Origin of the sequence: Flavobacterium sp. S87F.05.LMB.W.Kidney.N, from assembly GCF_004366435.1 — a bacterium.
In the GTDB taxonomy this organism is placed as follows: Bacteria; Bacteroidota; Bacteroidia; order Flavobacteriales; family Flavobacteriaceae; genus Flavobacterium.
In genome coordinates, this window is sequence record NZ_SODX01000001.1 from 749,078 (window position 1) to 769,354 (window position 20,277).

Sequence of the window (20,277 nt, forward strand, 5' to 3'; positions counted from 1 at the left end):
GGAATCAACATTGGAGCATCCGTTTTTAACCGAATGTACGTGAAGAGATTGTTCCGTTAGGAACATTTCATCGGTAGAATAAAAAATGTTCCCAATAAAATGTGCCGTTAGGAACATTTGATGGGTAAATCATCTAATTTTGAATAGATGAAAAATGATTAACATGGAACAAAACGAATTATATCCAATATTTCTAAAACTTCACAATTTAAATGTATTGATTGTGGGAGGCGGAAATGTAGGTCTGGAAAAACTTTCTTTTTTGTTAAAATCGAGTCCAAATGCAAATGTTGAGGTTGTAGCGCCCGATTTTCATTTAGAAATTAAAATTTTAGCAGAAAGGCATCCATCAATTAAATTGACGGAAGCAAAGTTCAAAAAGAAAATGCTCAAAAAACGTCACATGGTAATTGCCTGTACAGACGATTTAAAAGTCAATAAAAGAATATACGATTTATCTAGAAAGCGTTATTTGATTTGCAATATCGCCGATACGCCGGACTTATGTGATTATTATTTAGGTGGCATCGTAACGAAAGGAAATGTAAAAATCGCCATTTCGACCAATGGAAAATCGCCGACAACTGCCAAAAGGCTAAGAGAATTTTTCGAAGAAATAATTCCCGACGATATTAATCAAATGGTAGAAAACCTAAATGAATACAGGAGAACCTTAAAAGGCAATTTTGAAGAAAAAGTGAAGAAGATGAATGAAATCACCGCTTCACTCAAAAATAGAGAGTAAAAATATCGCTTAGAAATGAATGATAAAAATCATTGTCAGTAGAATAAATTATTCGTTTCTTTGCACTATTAAGAATGATTATAAACAACAACATAATGATTAAAACAGATATACTTATAATTGGAGCAGGCCCAACAGGTTTATTTGCCGTATTCGAGGCAGGATTATTAAAATTAAAATGCCACATTTTAGATGCTCTGCCTCAACCAGGAGGACAGCTTTCAGAATTATATCCAAAGAAACCAATTTATGATATTCCAGGATTTCCAGAAGTATTGGCGGGAGATCTAGTTGATGGATTAATGGAGCAAATTAAACAGTTTGAGCCAGGTTTTACATTAGGTGAGCGTGCAGAAACAATCGAAAAACAAGAAGACGGAAGTTTCATTGTAACGTCAAACAAAGGAACTAAATTTCACGCGCCAGTTATCGCAATCGCAGGAGGTTTAGGAAGTTTTGAGCCTCGTAAACCACTTATTGAAGATATCGAGTTTTATGAAGATAAAGGAGTTAAATACTTCATCAAAAATCCAGAGAAATTCAGAGATAAAAGAGTAGTAATTGCAGGAGGAGGAGATTCAGCACTAGACTGGAGTATTTTCTTGGCAAATGTAGCTTCAGAAGTAACTTTAATTCACAGAAGAAACGAATTTAGAGGAGCTTTAGATTCTGTAGAAAAAGTACAGGAATTAAAATCCGCTGGAAAAATTAAATTAATTACGCCTGCAGAAGTTATCGGAATCAATGGAGCTGAACACGTTGAATCATTAGATATCGAAGAAAACGGAGCACACCGTAAAATCGAGTGTGATTATTTCATTCCACTTTTCGGATTAACTCCAAAATTAGGTCCAATTGGCGACTGGGGATTAGAAATCGAAAAAAATGCAATCAAAGTAAACAATGCACTAGATTACCAGACAAATATCCCGGGAATCTTTGCCATTGGAGACGTAAACACATATCCAGGAAAATTAAAATTAATCCTTTGCGGATTCCACGAAGCAACTTTAATGTGTCAAGCTGCTTACGGAATCATCAATCCAGGTAAAAAGTATGTATTAAAATATACAACAGTTTCTGGTGTAGACGGTTTCGACGGAACTCGTAAAGAAGCTCCAAAAGCAGTTGTTAAGGCGATAGTTTAATTGGAGGTGCTAAGATACTAAGGTTCTAAGGGACTAAGATTCTTTATATAGAAAAGCTCAAACTTTTAGTTTGGGCTTTTTTATTGACATAAAAAATCCCAGAGGGATGAAATATTTGTAGATAAGAAATGCGCATTTCATGAATAAAGCTCCAGCGGAGCGAAATATATGTCGCTCCGCTGGAGCTTTTGTTGAGTTGGTAAATTGTTTTCTATAAATATTGCGCTCCTCTGGAGCTCGATTGTTTAAATTAAAAATCCTAAAAGAAAAACTTAGAACCTTAGCGACTTAGCCTCTCAGAACCTTAGAAAAAAACATTTGCAAATCGAAAGCCTATTTCATACCTTTGCACTGTTCTTAAAATTACTGTTAGTTATCACGAAAGGCGGAGGGATAGACCCAATGAAACCTTAGCAACCCTTTATCATAAAGAAGGTGCTAAATTCTACTTTATACGACATTTTCCAGTATTAAAGATAGATAACACAAATACATAACTCGTATTTCTCAAACTTTTCCTGACAACTTACAATAATTACTGAAACAGATTCTGTATCAGGAGCGAACCATTGGCGCATTTTTGCAGTCAATAGTTCCCGCTGTACACAAATATCTTTTATTCTGAACCCCAGAATAAAAGGATATTTGCTTCCATCGGGGCTAATTAGCATGCAATATTGCACTTTTGGAATTAGTGTGAAAAAAATATCGAAGGTTAAACTTCACAATCATAATAAAAAAACTTAGCATCTTAGAACCTCAGTATCTTAGAAGCTAAAGAAAAAAAGATATGGCAATTACGATACAAGAAGCAATAAAGAAAAATATCCTAATCCTTGACGGAGCAATGGGAACAATGTTGCAGCGCTATAATTTCTCCGAAGAAGATTTTAGAGGAGAGCGTTTCAAAGATTTTCCACATCCATTAAAAGGAAACAACGATTTATTATCCTTAACACAACCACAGGCGATCCGCGATGTGCACGCTGCTTATTACGAAGCTGGTGCAGATATCGTAGAAACCAATACCTTTTCAGGAACGACAATCGGTATGGCCGATTATCACATGGAAGATTTGGTTTACGAGCTAAACTATGAATCAGCAAAAATTGCAAGACAAGTAGCCGATGAGTTTACCGCAAAAAATCCAGAAAAACCACGTTTCGTTGCTGGTTCAATTGGCCCAACAAACCGTACGGCTAGTATGTCTCCAGACGTAAACGATCCGGGTTACAGAGCCGTAACGTTTGACGATTTGCGAATTGCGTACAAAGAACAAGTTGAAGCGTTAATGGATGGTGGTTGCGATTTACTTTTAGTAGAAACGATTTTTGACACATTAAACGCAAAAGCGGCACTTTTCGCAATCGAAGAAGTAAAAGAAGAACGTAATCTAGATATTCCAATCATGGTTTCAGGAACAATTACAGATGCTTCAGGAAGAACACTTTCTGGACAGACAGTTGAAGCATTTTTGATTTCAGTTTCGCATATTCCGTTATTGAGTGTAGGATTCAATTGCGCTTTAGGAGCCGATTTGTTGAAACCATATTTAAAAACATTAGCGCAACATACAAGCTTTAATGTTTCGGCACATCCAAATGCAGGATTGCCAAACGCATTCGGACAATACGATGAAACGCCAGAGCAGACTCAGGCTTTTATAAAAGAATATTTAGAGGACAATTTGATTAATATCATTGGAGGTTGCTGTGGAACAACTCCAGATCATATTAGATTAATGGCTGAGGTTGCGAAGGATTATAAGCCAAGAGTGGCGCCGGTTTTAGCGTAATAGTTTGGTGAATTTTTTAAAAGATAAGTATGGAATTTCTACTACATAGAGTTGTTTTAAATCCGTCTTCATACAAAGAATTAATTCAAGCTTTTGCCGATTTTGAATTTTCTGAAGAATCTTATTATTGCGAAGGAAAAATAAAGCAGCAAAGTTCCGGATATTGTAAATATGGTGAAGTAAAAATTATTGTTGAAAATAAGAGAGATTGGGGCGGAGCTAAAAAAATTAGCTGGGAAGTTTCAGATGAAGAAATCCCAATAGAATACTTAGATGTAATTGCTACAACAATAAAAGCCATCGTTAGCGATAGTAAAAATTCTTTTAAATTTAGAATTGTTGGAGGTTCTTATCATGTAGTTGATTCTCATAAACTAAGTTTTGAAATGGCAACTTTTAGAGCAATTTCGAATTTAGTAGGTTTAGATACAACAAAAGTTTAATAGGAGCGAAATATATATCAAGAATTCATTTCATAAATAATGAAAATTGGAATTCGAAAAACGCAAAACGTGTTTTGAAACCGAATGTTGCGTGAGGGATAGAAGTGGAAAGCCCACAGCCTGACGAAGGAAGAGCGAGGACTTGCAACGGATAGCCCGACCGGAGGGCACGCCCAAAATAAAATGATTATAGGTTTAAAAGCCTAAAAAATATAGAATAAAAACTTAGAATCTAAGCATCTTAGAATCTCAGTAACTTAGAAAGAAATGACAGAAAAAAGAAGAGACCTTGTATTATCAGGATTAGAACCATTGATTATTACGCCCGAAAGTGTTTTTGTAAACGTTGGTGAGCGTACGAATGTAACAGGTTCAAGAAAATTCCTAAGATTAATAAAGGAAGAGAAATATGACGAGGCGCTTGATATTGCAAGACAGCAGGTAGAAGGAGGAGCACAAATCATCGATATTAATATGGATGAAGGAATGCTTGACGGTGTTACAGCAATGACTAAATTTTTGAATTTAATTGCTGCAGAACCAGATATTTCGAGAGTGCCGATTATGATCGACAGTTCGAAATGGGAAATCATCGAAGCAGGTCTTAAAGTAGTACAAGGAAAAAGCGTTGTAAACTCGATTTCGTTAAAAGAAGGAGAAGAAGCTTTTATTCACCACGCGAGATTAATCAAACGTTACGGAGCGGCGGCGATTATCATGGCTTTTGACGAAGTAGGTCAGGCGGATAATTACGATCGTAGAGTAGAGATTTGCCAGCGTTCGTATGATATTTTGGTGAACAAAGTAGGGTTTCCTCCGCAGGACATTATTTTTGATTTGAATATTTTCCCAGTTGCAACGGGAATGGAAGAACATCGCTTAAATGCTTTGGATTTCTTTAGAGGAACAAAATGGGTTCGCGAGAATCTGCCTCATGCACATATTAGTGGTGGTGTAAGTAACGTTTCGTTTTCTTTTAGAGGAAATGATACGGTTCGTGAAGCGATGCACTCGGTATTTTTATACCACGCCATTAAAAACGGAATGACGATGGGAATCGTAAATCCCGAAATGTTGACGATTTATGATGATATTCCGAAAGACTTATTAGAACACGTTGAAGACGTAATTTTAGACAGACGTGACGATGCGACAGAACGACTTCTGGACTTTGCAGAAAATGTAAAAGGTGAAGCAAAGAGCGATGAAAAAGTAGTTCAGGAATGGCGTTTTGGAACGGTTCAGGAACGTATTACACATTCATTGGTAAAAGGAATTGATGCTTTTATTGAAGAAGACGTTGAAGAAGCCCGTTTGGCAGCAACAAAACCAATCGAAGTTATCGAGATCAATTTGATGACGGGAATGAATGTAGTTGGAGATTTATTTGGAAGCGGGAAAATGTTTCTCCCTCAGGTGGTAAAATCGGCTCGTGTAATGAAAAAAGCAGTTGCTTATTTATTGCCATTTATTGAAGCAAGCAAACAAGCTGGAGATAAACAAGGAAACGGAAAAATCCTAATGGCAACTGTAAAAGGTGACGTTCACGATATTGGGAAAAACATCGTTTCGGTAGTTTTGGCTTGTAACAATTACGAGATTGTAGATCTTGGAGTTATGGTTCCTCCAGAAAAAATTATTGCAGCGGCGATTGAGCATAATGTAGACATTATCGGATTAAGCGGACTGATCACACCTTCGCTTGACGAAATGGTGTATCTAGCCAAAGAATTAGACAAACAAGATATTAAAATCCCGATTATGATTGGCGGGGCAACAACTTCGCGCGCACATACAGCCGTGAAAATTGCACCGCAATACAGAGAAACGGTAATTCACGTAAACGATGCTTCGCGTGCTGTTACGGTTGCAGGAAACCTGTTAGATCATAACCGAAAAATATATGCGGCAGATATTCGTGCAGAGTACGATTCTTTTAGAGAAACATTTTTAAATCGTTCAAGAGATAAAAATTTCCTCACGATTGAAGATGCCCGTAAAAACAAATTACAATTGGATTGGTCTGAATACACACCGACTAAACCAAAAGTAATTGGAGCACAAACCATTGAAATAGAACTTGATGTTTTGGTTCCGTATATCGACTGGACACCATTTTTTCAAACTTGGGAATTGTACGGAAAATATCCTGCGATTTTAACCGATGAGGTTGTGGGCGAACAAGCAACATCTGTGTTTAACGATGCTCAGGCGATGTTGAAGGTAATTTTAGAAGAGAAAAAACTAAAAGCAAAAGGTATTTACGGAATTTTCCCTGCGAATCAGGTTGATGATGACGATATCGAATTACGTGACGAAAACGGAAAAGTACTGGAAAAATTCTTAACGCTTCGCCAGCAGTCGCAAAAAACAAAAGGCGCACCAAACATTGCTTTAGCCGATTTTATTCTGCCAAAAGACAGCGGAATAGAGGATTACATGGGAGCTTTTTGTGTAACCACAGGTTTTGGCGTTGACGAATGGGCTGCGGAATATGAAAAGAATTTAGACGATTACAATTCGATTATGGTAAAAGCACTTGCCGATCGTTTTGCTGAGGCTTTCGCCGAATATCTTCACGAAAAAATACGTAAAGAAATTTGGGGCTACGATAGAGAAGAATCGCTAACAAACGAAGAATTAATTAAAGAAAATTATAAAGGAATTCGTCCAGCTCCAGGTTATCCAGCTTGTCCCGATCACTTGGAAAAACCAACGATTTGGAAGCTTTTGAATGTAGCTGAAGAAATTGGAGTGACGCTTACAGAAAGCATGGCGATGTGGCCGGCTTCATCGGTTTCGGGATACTATTTTGGAAACCCAAAAAGCAGGTATTTCGGACTAGGGAAAATAAAAGAAGATCAGGTAGTAGATTACGCCAAACGACGAAACGTTCCAACAGATTACGCCATGAAATGGTTAAATCCTAATATTGCAGATTAACGAAAGTTATTTTTGTTTCAGGTTTCAAGTTCTCTATAGCAACTTGAAACCTGAAACTTGAAACTTTGAAACAACAAATAAAATGATTTAAGTTTTTGATTTCAGATTTTTTACACGAACTAAAAACTCAAAACACTTAACTCATAACCCATAACTTAAAAAATGAAAGTAACAGAGCATATAGAAAACGCCAAAGGAAAAACATTATTCTCATTTGAAATTATTCCGCCTCAAAAGGGGAAAAGCATTCAGGAATTATATGATAATATCGATCCTTTAATGGAGTTTAAACCGCCGTTTATTGATGTAACAACTTCTCGCGAAGAGTATATTTACATTGATCGCGGTAACGGACTTTTGGATAAAAAATTGACTCGTATGCGTCCGGGTACGCTTGGAATTTGCGCTTCTATTAAACATAAATACAATGTAGATACGGTTCCACATTTGCTTTGCGGCGGATTTACGCAGGAAGAAACAGAATATATGCTGGTAGATTGTCATTATTTGGGAATCAATAATGTAATGGCACTTCGCGGAGATGCCATGAAAGATGAGCAGTCTTTTACACCAAAAGCGGGAGGAAATCATTATGCAATCGATTTGGTTCGACAAATTAATGATTTGAATTGCGGAAAATATCTTCATGAAGTAATGGATGTTGATAATAAAGCCGATTTTTGTATTGGAGTTGCAGGTTATCCTGAAAAGCATTTAGAATCACCATCATTACAATCAGATTTAAAAAGATTAAAAGAAAAAGTTGACGCAGGAGCAGATTACGTAGTAACGCAAATGTTTTTTGACAACTCAAAATATTTTGCCTTTGTAGAAAAAGCAAGAGAAATGGGCATCACAATTCCGATTATTCCTGGAATTAAGCCTATTGCTGTTCAAAGACATTTACAGGTTTTACCGCAGATTTTCAGAATTGATCTTCCAGAAGATTTGATCGATGCTGTAGATAAATGCAAGAATAATGCTGAAATCAAACAAGTCGGAATCGAGTGGGCAATTCAGCAGTCATTAGAATTAAAAGCAGCGGGAGTTCCGTTTTTGCATTATTATTCAATGGGGAAATCTGAGAATATCCGCCAGATAGCGAGTCAGGTTTTTTAAGGTTTTTGCGAGGAACGAAGCAATCTCAAGTGTTTAGCTTTTGTGCTTTTTTAATGCGGTTGCTTCGTTCCTCGCAATGATAAACAAGGCTTGGAATTTGGATTTTTTTTATTGGAATTTAACTTTAAAGATCATGAAACAAGAAGAATTACAAGCAATAGCCTCTCAATTAAAAAATCCATCGGGAGAAAAAGGAATCGAAATGGCAAATATGATGAACGAAACAAACATCAATATGACGCGCCATTCAATTCAAAATTTAAATATCTCCAAAGAAAATAAAATTCTGGAATTAGGCCACGGAAACGCTGGTCATGTTGAATTTTTGTTTGAACAGGCGGAAAAACTAAAATATTATGGATTAGAAATGTCCGAGCTGATGTTTCAGGAAGCGCGCCAGATTAACAGAAATTTTGTGTCTCAAAAACAAGCTTTCTTTTCACTTTATGACGGAAATGTAATTCCGTTTGAAGAAGAATCTTTCGATAAAATATTTACGGTAAATACCATTTATTTTTGGCAGGAGCCAGAGAAATTACTTTTAGAAATTTACAGGGTTTTAAAATCAAATGGAAATTTCTGCTTAACATTTGCAGAGGAAGATTTTATGAAGAAACTTCCATTTACTCAATTCGAATTTGAATTGTACAGCACAGAAAAAGCGCAGAAACTAATTGAAAAATCACCATTTAAGATTGTGTATACAGAAACACAGACAGAAAAAGTAAAAAGCAAAACAGGAGAATTGGTTGACAGAGCTTTTACGACTATTGTTCTAGAGAAATAATTTCTTGCCAGATTCACAGAGATTAAAAAATCATTTTAATCCTACTAATCTGTGGCAAAAAAAATGACTAGTCAATTTTCGCAATCTTTTTTTAAGTACTTTCATTCTTTATTAATCATTCTGAATTATAATCGTTTAAAATTATGGAAGTTAAGAAAATCAATTTTTTACAGAGTTACAGCAGTATTTTAATGCTTCTTGGAGGTATCATAATAGGAAGTATTTTTGGATTGGTTTTCGGAGAAAAAGTTTTGATCATAAAACCGATTGGGGATATATTTCTGAACTTACTTTTCACGGCCATTATCCCGCTTATCTTTTTTACAATTGGTTCGTCGATTGCTAATTTGGAGAGAACAGAAAAGCTCGGAAAACTTTTCTTTATTATGGTTTTGGTCTTTCTGGCGACAATTCTTATTTCGGCAATTGTAATGATTTGCGCCGTTTATCTTTTTCCTATTCATGAGGATATCGCTATTGCCAAAGTTCCGTTTGAGGAAATTCAATCAGGATCTGCAGGAGATCAAATTGCAAAACTGCTTACGGCAAATGATTTCTTCGAATTATTGTCGCGAAAAAGTATGCTGGCATTGATTATTTTTTCTTTTCTAATTGGTTTTGCAACATTGCAGTCCGGCGAAAAAGGAAATGCTTTCAAGAGTTTTCTCGATTCTGGAAACGAGGTCATGAAACAACTTTTAAACATCATCATGAAATTGGCGCCAATTGGTTTGGGAGCTTATTTTGCCTATCAAGTTGGTGTTTTCGGGCCACAATTGTTGGGAGTTTATGCAAAACCTATGGCAGTTTATTATGCGGCCTGTGTCTTTTACTTTTTTGTGTTTTTTAGTTTATACGCACTTGTGTCAGGCGGAAAAAGAGCTTTTAAAGTTTTTTGGAGTAATAACATAACGCCATCTTTAACCGCAGTAGGAACTTGCAGCAGTATTGCCACAATTCCTGCCAATCTTGAAGCAGCAGAAAAAATGAAAATTCCGGCACATGTTCGTAATTTGGTGATTCCGCTAGGAGCGCCTTTGCATAAAGACGGTTCGAGTATGTCTTCTATTTTAAAAATCACTTTTTTGTTTGCCATGTTCGGGAAAGATTTCTCAGATCCTATGACCATTCTTTTAGCACTCGGAATAACAGTTGTAGTTTCAATTGTCGAAGGTGGAATTCCGAATGGAGGTTATATTGGCGAAATCTTAGCCATAACCGTTTATGGTTTTCCGATGGAACAAGCGCTTCCAGTTGCTATGATTTTAGGAACTTTGGTTGACCCGATTGCTACTTTGTTAAATGCAAATGGTGATGTAATTTGTTCGATGATGGTTTCGAGATTCTCTGAGAAGACGAAATGGTAACGTTATTATAAGTTCCACATTTTTACCGTAAATATATTATTTCAACTAAAGGCTTAGGCTTCGCTCAGCCTGTCAATTAGTTTGAGATCAAAAATTATATAAATATGAATTCAATACTACAACACGATCTAAATGATTTTGAAAATATCTTAGAAAAAGCCAAACAACAAGGCGTTGATTTCTTGAATAATTTGGAGAATATTCCAACTTCAAATAAAAACAGAATCGATCCCAAACGAGACTTAAACGAATTAGGTTTAGGTTCTTCAGAAGCTTTAAAAGAGTTTAATGAAAGATTAGTACCTTTATTGGTTTCGTCTCCAGGGCCTCGTTATTGGGGATTTGTAACCGGCGGATCCACACCTGCTTCTATTGTTGGTGATTGGCTGGCATCGGTTTACGATCAAAATACACAATCGATAACATCTCAAGGCGGAAATTCGGCATTGATAGAATTTGAAACTATTAATTTGCTGCTTCAATTATTAGAACTTCCAGATGCTTTTTTAGGAGGATTTGTAACCGGCGCAACCATGTCAAACTTTACTTGTTTAGGTGTTGCCAGACAATGGTTTGGAAAACAGTTTGGAAAGGATTTTGCTAAAAACGGAATTTCAGAACCCATTAATATTTTAACTGCAACTCCTCATTCTTCTTCCATAAAATCATTATCGATGTTGGGAATTGGAAGTCAAAATTACACAGTTGTGAAAACAATTGAAGGGAATCGTGAGGCAATAGACATTATCGATTTAGAAGAAAAAATAAAAGAATTAAACGGAAAAACTTTTATTCTAATTTCAAGTGCTGGAACGGTAAACACCGCTGATTTTGATGATTTTGAAGCTATTTCAGATTTAAAGAAAAGATACAATTTTTGGTGGCATATTGATGCTGCATTTGGGGGTTTTGCTGCAGTTTCGGATAAATATAAACATCTGGTTGAAGGCTGGGAAGGCGCAGACAGTATTACAATTGATTGTCATAAATGGCTGAATGTGCCTTATGAAAGCGCTTTTTATTTAGTAAAAAAAGAACACTTAAACCTGCAGATTGAAACATTTCAGAACTCAAATGCTCCTTATTTAGGTAATGCTTTGGAGAACTTTAATTATTTAAATTTTCTTCCAGAAAATTCACGTCGTTTAAGAGCTTTACCAGTCTGGTTTTCATTGGTTGCTTATGGAAAAGAAGGCTTTTGTGATATTGTTGAAAAAAGTACTTTGCTGGCACTTCATTTTGGAAATGCTATTATAGAAATTGACGATTTTGAACTTATGGCTCCAATTCGATTAAATAATGTTTGTTTTACTTTGAAAGGAGATGAAAATCAGGATAAAGTTGGTGAGTTTTTAACAAGGCTAAATGATACAGGCACAGTTTTTATGACGCCTACATTGTATGAAAATAGAAAAGGAATTAGAGCTTCGTTTGTAAATTGGCGAACAACTGAAAATGATATTAAAATTGTAATGAAAGAAATGGTCGAAATAGTTTCACAAATATAACCGTCAATATAAATATAGGAGAGCCTGTTTGAAAGAAATGGGTTATTACCTAAAATTAATTTGAGTTTTAAAATGTAATTTGCTGATTTTAAGATTTAGTAAATTAAAAAAGCGGATAGTTTTTATTAAACTATCCGCTTTTCTCTGAAAAACTGTCCCGATAGCTATCGGTGAGAGACTGAAAACTTACTTCGTAATCTCTCTAAAAACAGCTTCTAGGTTTTTATTTTTTTGATTCAATTGTAGAGTTTTTAAACCATTTTCGTTGGCGAAATCAAAAATAGCGGGACGCATATCTTTATCAGTAACAAAAGTCAGTTCCCATGTCATGTCATGGGTATTAACGTAAGAACTTATGTTAGGCAGTTTAGCTAAAAGCTGTTCTTCTACTTTATAATCAAACTCTACTTCAATTACTTGCTCTTTATTTGCAGTAACTAAATGGTCTAATTTATTATCTGCCACAATTTGCCCTTTGTCAATAATTATGACACGATCGCAAATCGCTTCTACTTCCTGCATAATGTGTGTCGATAAAAAAACAGTTTTATTTTTTCCTGCATTTTTGATGACATTACGAATTTCCATTAACTGGTTAGGATCCAGTCCAGTAGTTGGTTCATCTAAAATTAAAACATCTGGATTATGGAGTAAAGCATTTGCAAGTCCAACACGCTGACGGTATCCTTTAGAAAGCTGACCAATTTTTTTATGGCTTTCTGGTGTCAGTCCTGTCAGTTCGATTACTTCTTCAATTCTAGATTTTGGCACGTTATAAACATCGGCATTAAAAGCCAAATACTCACGAACATACAAATCCAAATATAACGGATTATGCTCTGGAAGATACCCAATAGAACGCTGCACTGCTTTAGTGTCTGACATGACATCATGACCATTTACAAGGGCTGAGCCACTATCGGCAAGTAAATACGTGGTCAAAATTTTCATTAAAGTAGATTTTCCAGCTCCGTTGGGTCCAAGAAATCCTACGATTTCTCCCTTCTCAATTTTAAAAGAAATTCCATTTAAAGCTTTTTGCTCTCCGTAACTTTTTGATATGCTGTTTACTTCTATCGACATAGACTTTTTTATTTGTTGCAAAAGTAAACAGAAATAGTTTCGATTGCTACATTTTATCTTTTAAAGTAAATATAAAAAAATCGAACAGCCCTTTATTCACGGCATCGTTATTGTTAAGGGAATGCTAAAATAAATTTAAACCCAAAAACATGAAAAAAATTCTAGTGATGGCTGCATTGGCTATCTGTAGTTTTGCAAATGCGCAAAAAGGAACAATCTTAGTAGGTGGTAACATTGGATACACTTCTGAAAAAACTGAATTTGCAAACAGCGAAAGAACAGTAAACGAATTTAGCTTTTCTCCAAAAGTTGGTTACCAATTTCACGAAAACTGGACAGTTGGAGGTGAATTTACTGTAAGTTCTTCTAATGATGATGATGGTGTAACTGAAGAAAAAAATAACGGATTCAAATTAGGTGCATTTGTTCGTTATACAATGCCATTAAGCCAAACTTTCTCTGTTTTTGCAGATATGGGAGCAGGTTTCCAAAATGCAAAATATAAAGAATATGGTCCAGGAAATGCTTTTGCAAAATCTAAAGCAGATGGAATGTATGTTGGTGTAACTCCAGCTCTTTTCATTAACATGCAAAAAGGTTTCGGTTTAAACTTCAGCATTGGTGGTTTAGGATACGAGACATTAAGTTATGATAATAACGGTCCAGATGTTAACAAATTCTACTTTAACTTCGGTCAAACATTTAATATTGGAATCTCTAAAAACTTCTAATCTAAGTTTTATATATTCAATTTCAGAAAGCATCCGCCATCGCGGATGCTTTTTTTTTAACTATTTCTTTGTGATGATTTAATTTTAAACTTGTTTACAATGGTTTGTTTTTAATTAATTGTTAAGGAGATAGTTGCGATTCTACATTGGTATTTTAATTGTTTATTGTATGTGAAATCTTAATAAATATCACATATGAAAAAAATGCTACTTATTCTTGCATTAGCTATGGTTAGCTTTGCAAATGCCCAAAAGGGAACACTTTTAGTTGGAGGAAATATTAGCTATAATTCTGAAAAAATTGAGCGCGAAGTTTTTCCTACAAAAACAGATGCAATTGCCTTTTCTCCAAAAGTGGGTTATCAGTTTCACGACAACTGGACAGTGGGAGCTGAATTTTCTTTAACGTCTTCAAAAACTACTCATGACGGGTCTGAAGGGAAATATAATGCATATAAAGCAGGTGCATTTGTGCGTTATACAGTTCCATTAAATGAAACTTTTTCTGTTTTCGCTGATTTGGGAATTGGCTATCAGAACCAAAAAAATAAAAGTTATGGGAATGGATCACCCATTTCTACAAATGAAGGCAATGGTATTTATACAGGCATAACTCCAGCGCTTTTTATCAATATGAAAAAAGGTTTTGGGTTAAACTTTAGTATTGGCGGATTAGGATATGAAACATTAAACTATGATACAAGCGGCGATGATGTTGATTACAGTAAATTTTTCGTCAATTTTGGAAAAACAGTAAACATAGGGATTTCTAAAAACTTCTAGTTTTAGGTTCATGTAAATAGAAAGCGCTCCAAATGGGAGCGCTTTTTGGTTTACTAAAAGTTGTTATAAAAATCTTTTGCTTCTAAAAAACAATGCCAGTAAAAGTGAAGTCGAAACAAATCATAACTACAAGATTTTCGACTTCTCTTACTGGCATTGAAACAAAAATATAATCTAAATAAAAAGTATTAACTCACAGGGTTTTCAACTGTTGCTCTCATTTCCTGAGCCGCCGCAACCATTTCGATTAAAGCTTTTTTGGTTTCGTCCCAATGGCGTGTTTTTAAACCACAATCGGGATTTACCCAAAGCTGATCTACAGGAATTACGGCAGAAGCTTTTTCTAGTAATTTCACCATTTCTGTACTCGAAGGCACACGCGGAGAGTGAATATCGTAAACTCCAGGTCCAATTTCGTTTGGATATTTAAAGTTGGCAAAAGCATCTAGAAGTTCCATTTGCGAACGTGAACATTCGATTGTAATAACATCGGCATCCATGTCGGCAATGTTTTGAATGATGTCGTTGAACTCGCTGTAGCACATGTGCGTGTGAATCTGCGTATCGTCGTTAACTCCAGATGCAGAAATTCTAAACGCTTTTACAGCCCAGTCTAAATAGTTTGCCCATTCTTCTTTTCTTAAAGGCAAACCTTCTCGAATGGCTGGCTCATCAATTTGAATGATTTTAATTCCGGCTTTTTCTAAGTCTACAACTTCATCACGAATGGCCAAAGCGATTTGCGTACAAGTTTCAGAACGTGGCTGATCGTTACGAACAAACGACCATTGCAAAATAGTTACAGGTCCTGTAAGCATTCCTTTTACCCATTTTGGAGTTAAAGACTGTGCATATTTCGACCATTTTACCGTCATTGGGTTTGGTCTTGAAACATCACCGTAAATAACTGGAGGTTTCACGCAGCGGCTTCCGTAACTCTGAACCCAGCCGTTTTTGGTAAACGTAAATCCAGATAATTGTTCTCCGAAATATTCCACCATATCGTTACGCTCAAATTCTCCGTGAACCAAAACATCGATTCCGGTTTCTTCCTGAAAACGAATCGTAGCTTCGGTTTCTTTTTCGATTAAATCGTTGTATTGTTCTGTTGTTAATTCTCCTTTTTTGAATTTCGCTCTCCAGCTTCTCACTTCAGCTGTCTGCGGAAAAGATCCAATAGTTGTAGTTGGGAATAAAGGTAAATTTAAAGCTTCGATTTGGCTTTTTCTTCTGGTGGCAAAAGTGCTTTTACGTTGGTCATCAGAAGCTGTAATTCCAGCAACACGCGCTTTAACTTGATTATTATGAATTAATTTTGAAGTTTTACGGTTTTCGTTTGCAATTACATTTCGCTCATAATCAACAGAGTTTTTAACGTCAACTTCGTTTGAAGCGAATTGTTTTAAAAGTACAATTTCGTTGATTTTTTGCTTCGCGAAAGCTAACCATTGTTTGATTTCTGGAGTTAAAGTCTGATCGTTTGTTTCTAAATCTAAATCGCACGGACTGTGGATTAAAGAACAAGACGGTGCAACCAGAATTCTGTTTTCGCCCAAAGCATCGGTCGCTTTTTTAATTAATTCTAATGATTTTTTGAAATCGTTTTTCCAGATATTTCTTCCGTCGACAACTCCCAAAGAAAGATTTACGTTTGAAGCCAATTTCCCAGATTCTAAAATATCATCTAATTGAAGCGGGCATCGAACTAAATCTAAATGAAAAGTATCAACTGGTAAAGCCAAAGCTGTTTCCAGATTCTCGCCGAAGCAGTCAAAATAATTCGCTAAAATGATTTTAATATTCGGGAAACGTTTGTTGATTTCGTTGTACACTTTCGTGAAAGTATTTCTTTCTTTGTCCGTTAAATTCAAAGCTAAGAAAGGCTCGTCGAGCTGAATATATTCAGCATTTTCGGCTTGTAATTTTTCAAATATTTCGAAATAAACCGGAAGTAAAGCGTCAATAAGATCAATTCGGCTGAAGCCTTCTTCTTTTTCTTTTCCTAAAAGCAAATATGAAATTGGTCCAATCAAAACGGGTTTTGTCGCAATTCCTAAGTCCTTCGCTTCCTTAAATTCATTGATTATTTTTTCTGAAAACAATTCAAACTTTTGGTTTTTTGTGAATTCAGGAACAATGTAATGATAGTTGGTATCGAACCATTTTGTCATTTCCATTGCTACAACATCTTGTCCGTCTTTTTGCGCGCCTCTTGCCATTGCAAAATACAAATCAAGTGATGAATTTGTTTTAGCCAGTTCGTGATAACGCTGTGGAATTGCGCCAACTGTCAAAGTCAAATCCAAAACCTGATCGTAAAAAGAAAAATCGTTAGACGGAATTAAATCGACTCCGGCTTCTGACTGTAAATGCCAGTTTCTAATTCGAATTTCTTTTCCCGCATCAATAAGTTCATCTGCAGAAATTTTTCCCGCCCAATATAATTCACTGGCCTTTTTAAGTTCTCTGTTGCTGCCAATTCTTGGGTAACCTAAGTTGTTTGTTTTCATTTTTTGATTCAGTATTTTTTACTGTACAAATGTATTTCATTGGGTTTTAATACTTAAATTTGAGCTTATTTTAAGTAAAATGTATTTTTTAATTTATATTTTGAAGATTATTTTACTGCGAAATTGTCTTTAATGAACCTTTAACCGTAAAAAAAACTATGGAAAACCTAGATAAAACCGATTTGCTGATTCTAAAACACCTTCAGGAAAACTCCAATATCAATACAAAAGACCTTGCGAGTAAACTATTTCTGACGGTTACTCCAGTTTACGAACGAATAAAAAGACTTGAAAGAGACGGATATATTACTAAATATGTAGCGCTTTTAGACAAGAAAAAAATGAATAGAGGTATGACAGTGTTTTGTAATGTACGCTTAAAAGAACATGCCAAAAATGTGGGAAGTAATTTTGTAAAAGATATTGTGGCACTTCCAGAAATTATAGAATGCTATAACATTGCTGGCGATTACGATTTTATGCTTAAAATTTTGGTACAAGATATGGCTAGTTATCAGGATTTTGTAATGAATAAATTATCGACAATCGAAAACATCGGGAACACGAACAGTATTTTTGTTATGGGAGAAATTAAGCACAGTACTGCTTTAGAGTTTTGATTTTTTTTGCCACAGATTATACAGATTAAAATGATTTTATAAATTCTACTTGATTTTTTTGCCACGAATGTCACGAATTTTCACGAATTAATTTAAGCACAATGATTTGTGGAAATTAGCGAAATTGGTGCCAGACAAAAACAATTAATCTTTTAAACCAATTTAATCCGTGGCATATTTTTATCCTAAAATAAAACGTATTTTTGACGTTTAGATTCTCAATCTAAAATCTAAAATCAGCAATCTAAAATTATAAAATGAACTGGGAACAACTTTTATCATTAAAACGTCAAGGAGACACAAGCAAAAGATTACGTGTAGAACAAGATGATACTCGTTTAGGTTTTGAGGTAGATTATGACCGAATTATATTTTCTGCTGCTTTTAGAAGTTTACAAGATAAAACACAAGTTATTCCACTTTCTAAAACCGACTTTGTACACACTCGTTTAACACACAGTTTAGAAGTTTCGGTTGTCGGACGTTCGCTTGGGCGTTTGGTTGGAAAAAAGATCATCGAAAAATATCCTTATTTAAAAGAAATTCACGGTTATCATATGAATGATTTTGGAGCTATTGTGGCTGCAGCTTCATTAGCGCATGATATTGGGAATCCGCCTTTTGGACATTCTGGAGAAAAAGCGATTGGAGAATATTTTTCTATTGGAAACGGACAGAAATTCAGAAATCAGCTTACAGATAAACAATGGCAGGATTTAATTGATTTTGAAGGAAATGCAAATGGCTTTTCGGTTCTTACGGCAAGCCGTCCTGGAATTGAAGGCGGACTTCGTATTTCGTATGCAACTTTGGGGGCTTTTATGAAATATCCAAAAGAAAGTCTTCCAAAAAAACCAACCAACGATATCGCCGATAAAAAGTATGGTTTCTTTCAAACAGATAAATTATTTTTTGAAGAAGTAGCCAAAGATATGGGAATGATTGCCAATAAATCTGGAGAAGATATTGGTTTTGAAAGACATCCGCTGGCGTATTTAGTCGAAGCTGCAGATGATATTTGTTACACTATTATTGACTTCGAAGACGGAATAAATCTTGGTTTGGTTTCAGAAGATTTTGCCTTAGAATATTTAATTAAACTCGTGAAAGATAATATTGGAGTTTCTAAATACAAGTCATTAACCACAAAAGAAGATCGTATAAGTTATTTAAGAGCCTTGGCAATTGGAACTTTGATAAACGACGCAGTTGATGTTTTTATCGAAAATGAAGAAGCAATTCTACAAGGAAAATTCCCTTATGCTTTAACAGACAAAAGCAAGTACAAAGCGCAGATGAATGATATTATCAAACTAAGCGTTGATAAAATCTACCAAAGCCGCGAAGTGATCGAAAAAGAAATTGTAGGATATCAGATTATCCAGACCTTATTGGATAAATTTATTACAGCTTTCAATAATAAATTTGAAGGGACAGCTTCCAACTATGATAAATTGCTTTTAAAAATGCTGCCAGAAAAACATGATTTAGACAAAGGTAATTTGTACGAACGTCTGCTTCATATTTGTCATTATGTTTCTCTATTGACAGACGGAAATGCATTAGAATTATTTGAAACTATTAACGGAAGAAAAAATAATTAATGTTTTAAAAAAAATATCCTCTAAATGATTTAGAGGATATTTTTTTTGCTTTTGGGCTATTTATTATTTAAAAGCATAAACAAGTCCTACACCAAGAACCTGTCTTAACTGCATCTTCGGACCTTCGTTTACTTGGCTTTTTGTTCCTGTAGCTGGGTCAACAACATCTTTTTTCGTTTTAATATCATCATCATATATTAAATGAACACCGATATTTGCTTTCACATATGCATTAACGACAAGGTCTAAACGAGTGTCGTAATCTATATCGACGTTACCAAATTTATTCAAATAATCGGTATATAAACTTAATCTGTTTTCATAAAAAACGTTTTTATAAATTTCACTTTTCATGTATGCCGTAAAAAGTATACCAAATTCTGCTTTTACTTTTTGTCCTTCCTCGATTAATATCTGATTTTCGGGATCAAGTGGATCTGTTGCATAAACTGCTTTTTTAACCCCGAAAGAACCTTGATTAGCAAGATATTGATCAAGTACTAACGTAGTTTTTAACGTAATAGGAGAGAAGTAAAAAACTCTATTTTTTTCCTTGTTTGAATTCTCAGCTCCAGCTCCCAAAAATATATAAGCTGGTGCAAAAGGCTTAGAGATTGCAATATCTCTGTTGGGATAGTTATAACCGTTTGTAAATTGCGTATTGAAGTTTAATTTAGAAGAATAATACCAGTTTGAGGCAGTGTCCTTTCTAAAACCATAAGTAGAGTTAAATTGAAATGCGTCGTCGGTTTTTCTTAATTCAGTTCCATCTTGTTTGTTTAAACCATATTTTACGATAAGTTCGTTTACCCATTTATGATTTTTCTTTGCGTATGTTCTTCCAAATTCACCTTTAAATAAACCTGAGATAGAACTTGTTCCCCCGGCACTCCAGTTGACAAAAGCAATTTCGGAGATATCAAAACCAAGTTGATTTTTTTTTGTCCAGTTCGAAGGCGGTTTAGGTGCTTGATTCGGACTCAAGGTAGTTTGTATAATCTGGGCAAAGTTATGAGAGGTACTCAAAAGCAATAATAGCAAAAGGGTAGAACGCAATAATTTCATTAGGTAATTTTTTTTTTTTTGGTATC

16 protein-coding genes and 1 riboswitch are annotated in these 20,277 nt (G+C 35.1%); of the genes, 13 read left to right on the forward strand and 3 right to left on the reverse strand.

Annotation, left to right across the window (positions count from 1 at the left end):
* Positions 1-163: 163 nt before the first annotated feature.
* The 9 genes from EDB96_RS03320 to EDB96_RS03360 all read left to right on the forward strand — a co-directional run bounded on the left by EDB96_RS03320 (position 164) and on the right by EDB96_RS03360 (position 11,855).
* Positions 164-745, forward strand: coding sequence for a bifunctional precorrin-2 dehydrogenase/sirohydrochlorin ferrochelatase (locus tag EDB96_RS03320; RefSeq protein ID WP_134139216.1), 582 nt, complete (start codon positions 164-166; stop codon positions 743-745).
* Between the two features lie 95 nt (positions 746-840).
* Positions 841-1,893 carry an NAD(P)/FAD-dependent oxidoreductase gene (locus EDB96_RS03325; RefSeq protein ID WP_057117569.1) on the forward strand — a complete coding sequence of 351 codons (1,053 nt, stop codon included), beginning with the start codon at positions 841-843 and terminating at the stop codon, positions 1,891-1,893.
* A 370-nt stretch (positions 1,894-2,263) separates the two neighbouring features.
* Positions 2,264-2,380, forward strand: a riboswitch (SAM riboswitch).
* A gap of 303 nt (positions 2,381-2,683) precedes the next feature.
* Positions 2,684-3,688, forward strand: a complete 1,005-nt coding sequence (locus EDB96_RS03330) for a homocysteine S-methyltransferase family protein (RefSeq protein ID WP_134139217.1) — start codon at positions 2,684-2,686, stop codon at positions 3,686-3,688.
* 29 nt (positions 3,689-3,717) lie between these two features.
* Positions 3,718-4,131 carry a hypothetical protein gene (locus tag EDB96_RS03335; protein WP_134139219.1) on the forward strand — a complete coding sequence of 138 codons (414 nt, stop codon included), beginning with the start codon at positions 3,718-3,720 and terminating at the stop codon, positions 4,129-4,131.
* A 267-nt stretch (positions 4,132-4,398) separates the two neighbouring features.
* Positions 4,399-7,074: a methionine synthase gene (gene metH, locus EDB96_RS03340; protein ID WP_134139220.1), complete on the forward strand. Its 2,676-nt coding sequence runs from the start codon at positions 4,399-4,401 to the stop codon at positions 7,072-7,074.
* A 162-nt stretch (positions 7,075-7,236) separates the two neighbouring features.
* The gene (metF, locus tag EDB96_RS03345; RefSeq protein WP_057117566.1) at positions 7,237-8,193 is read left to right on the forward strand and encodes a methylenetetrahydrofolate reductase [NAD(P)H]; all 957 of its coding nucleotides are present in this window, start codon (positions 7,237-7,239) and stop codon (positions 8,191-8,193) included.
* 133 nt (positions 8,194-8,326) lie between these two features.
* Positions 8,327-8,980, forward strand: coding sequence for a class I SAM-dependent methyltransferase (locus EDB96_RS03350; RefSeq protein WP_057117683.1), 654 nt, complete (start codon positions 8,327-8,329; stop codon positions 8,978-8,980).
* Positions 8,981-9,123: 143 nt separating this feature from the next.
* Positions 9,124-10,347 (forward strand): dicarboxylate/amino acid:cation symporter, encoded by a 1,224-nt coding sequence (locus EDB96_RS03355; protein ID WP_134139222.1) that lies wholly within the window; start codon positions 9,124-9,126, stop codon positions 10,345-10,347.
* A 104-nt stretch (positions 10,348-10,451) separates the two neighbouring features.
* Positions 10,452-11,855 carry a pyridoxal phosphate-dependent decarboxylase family protein gene (locus EDB96_RS03360; RefSeq protein WP_134139223.1) on the forward strand — a complete coding sequence of 468 codons (1,404 nt, stop codon included), beginning with the start codon at positions 10,452-10,454 and terminating at the stop codon, positions 11,853-11,855.
* 186 nt (positions 11,856-12,041) lie between these two features.
* Here EDB96_RS03360 and gldA read toward each other — a convergent pair whose 3' ends face one another.
* Positions 12,042-12,938 carry a gliding motility-associated ABC transporter ATP-binding subunit GldA gene (gene gldA, locus EDB96_RS03365; RefSeq protein WP_134139224.1) on the reverse strand — a complete coding sequence of 299 codons (897 nt, stop codon included), beginning with the start codon at positions 12,936-12,938 and terminating at the stop codon, positions 12,042-12,044.
* A gap of 149 nt (positions 12,939-13,087) precedes the next feature.
* Here gldA and EDB96_RS03370 point away from each other — a divergent pair, with 149 nt between their 5' ends.
* Both EDB96_RS03370 and EDB96_RS03375 read left to right on the forward strand, forming a co-directional pair.
* Positions 13,088-13,669: an outer membrane beta-barrel protein gene (locus EDB96_RS03370; RefSeq protein ID WP_057117562.1), complete on the forward strand. Its 582-nt coding sequence runs from the start codon at positions 13,088-13,090 to the stop codon at positions 13,667-13,669.
* Between the two features lie 195 nt (positions 13,670-13,864).
* Complete coding sequence (locus tag EDB96_RS03375) at positions 13,865-14,452, forward strand: outer membrane beta-barrel protein (RefSeq protein WP_134139226.1); 588 nt, start codon at positions 13,865-13,867, stop codon at positions 14,450-14,452.
* Between the two features lie 188 nt (positions 14,453-14,640).
* Here the strand turns inward: EDB96_RS03375 and metE are convergent, their stop codons facing one another.
* Positions 14,641-16,962, reverse strand: coding sequence for a 5-methyltetrahydropteroyltriglutamate--homocysteine S-methyltransferase (gene metE / locus EDB96_RS03380; RefSeq protein WP_134139227.1), 2,322 nt, complete (start codon positions 16,960-16,962; stop codon positions 14,641-14,643).
* 158 nt (positions 16,963-17,120) lie between these two features.
* Between metE and EDB96_RS03385 the strand changes: the two genes are divergently transcribed.
* Together EDB96_RS03385 and EDB96_RS03390 are read left to right on the forward strand one after the other, a co-directional pair.
* Positions 17,121-17,582, forward strand: a complete 462-nt coding sequence (locus tag EDB96_RS03385; protein ID WP_042566180.1) for an Lrp/AsnC family transcriptional regulator — start codon at positions 17,121-17,123, stop codon at positions 17,580-17,582.
* Between the two features lie 257 nt (positions 17,583-17,839).
* Complete coding sequence (locus EDB96_RS03390) at positions 17,840-19,186, forward strand: deoxyguanosinetriphosphate triphosphohydrolase (protein WP_134139229.1); 1,347 nt, start codon at positions 17,840-17,842, stop codon at positions 19,184-19,186.
* Between the two features lie 63 nt (positions 19,187-19,249).
* Here the strand turns inward: EDB96_RS03390 and EDB96_RS03395 are convergent, their stop codons facing one another.
* Entirely contained in the window at positions 19,250-20,251 is a 1,002-nt protein-coding gene (locus EDB96_RS03395; RefSeq protein ID WP_134139230.1) for a DUF3078 domain-containing protein, read from the reverse strand.
* Positions 20,252-20,277: the final 26 nt, after the last annotated feature.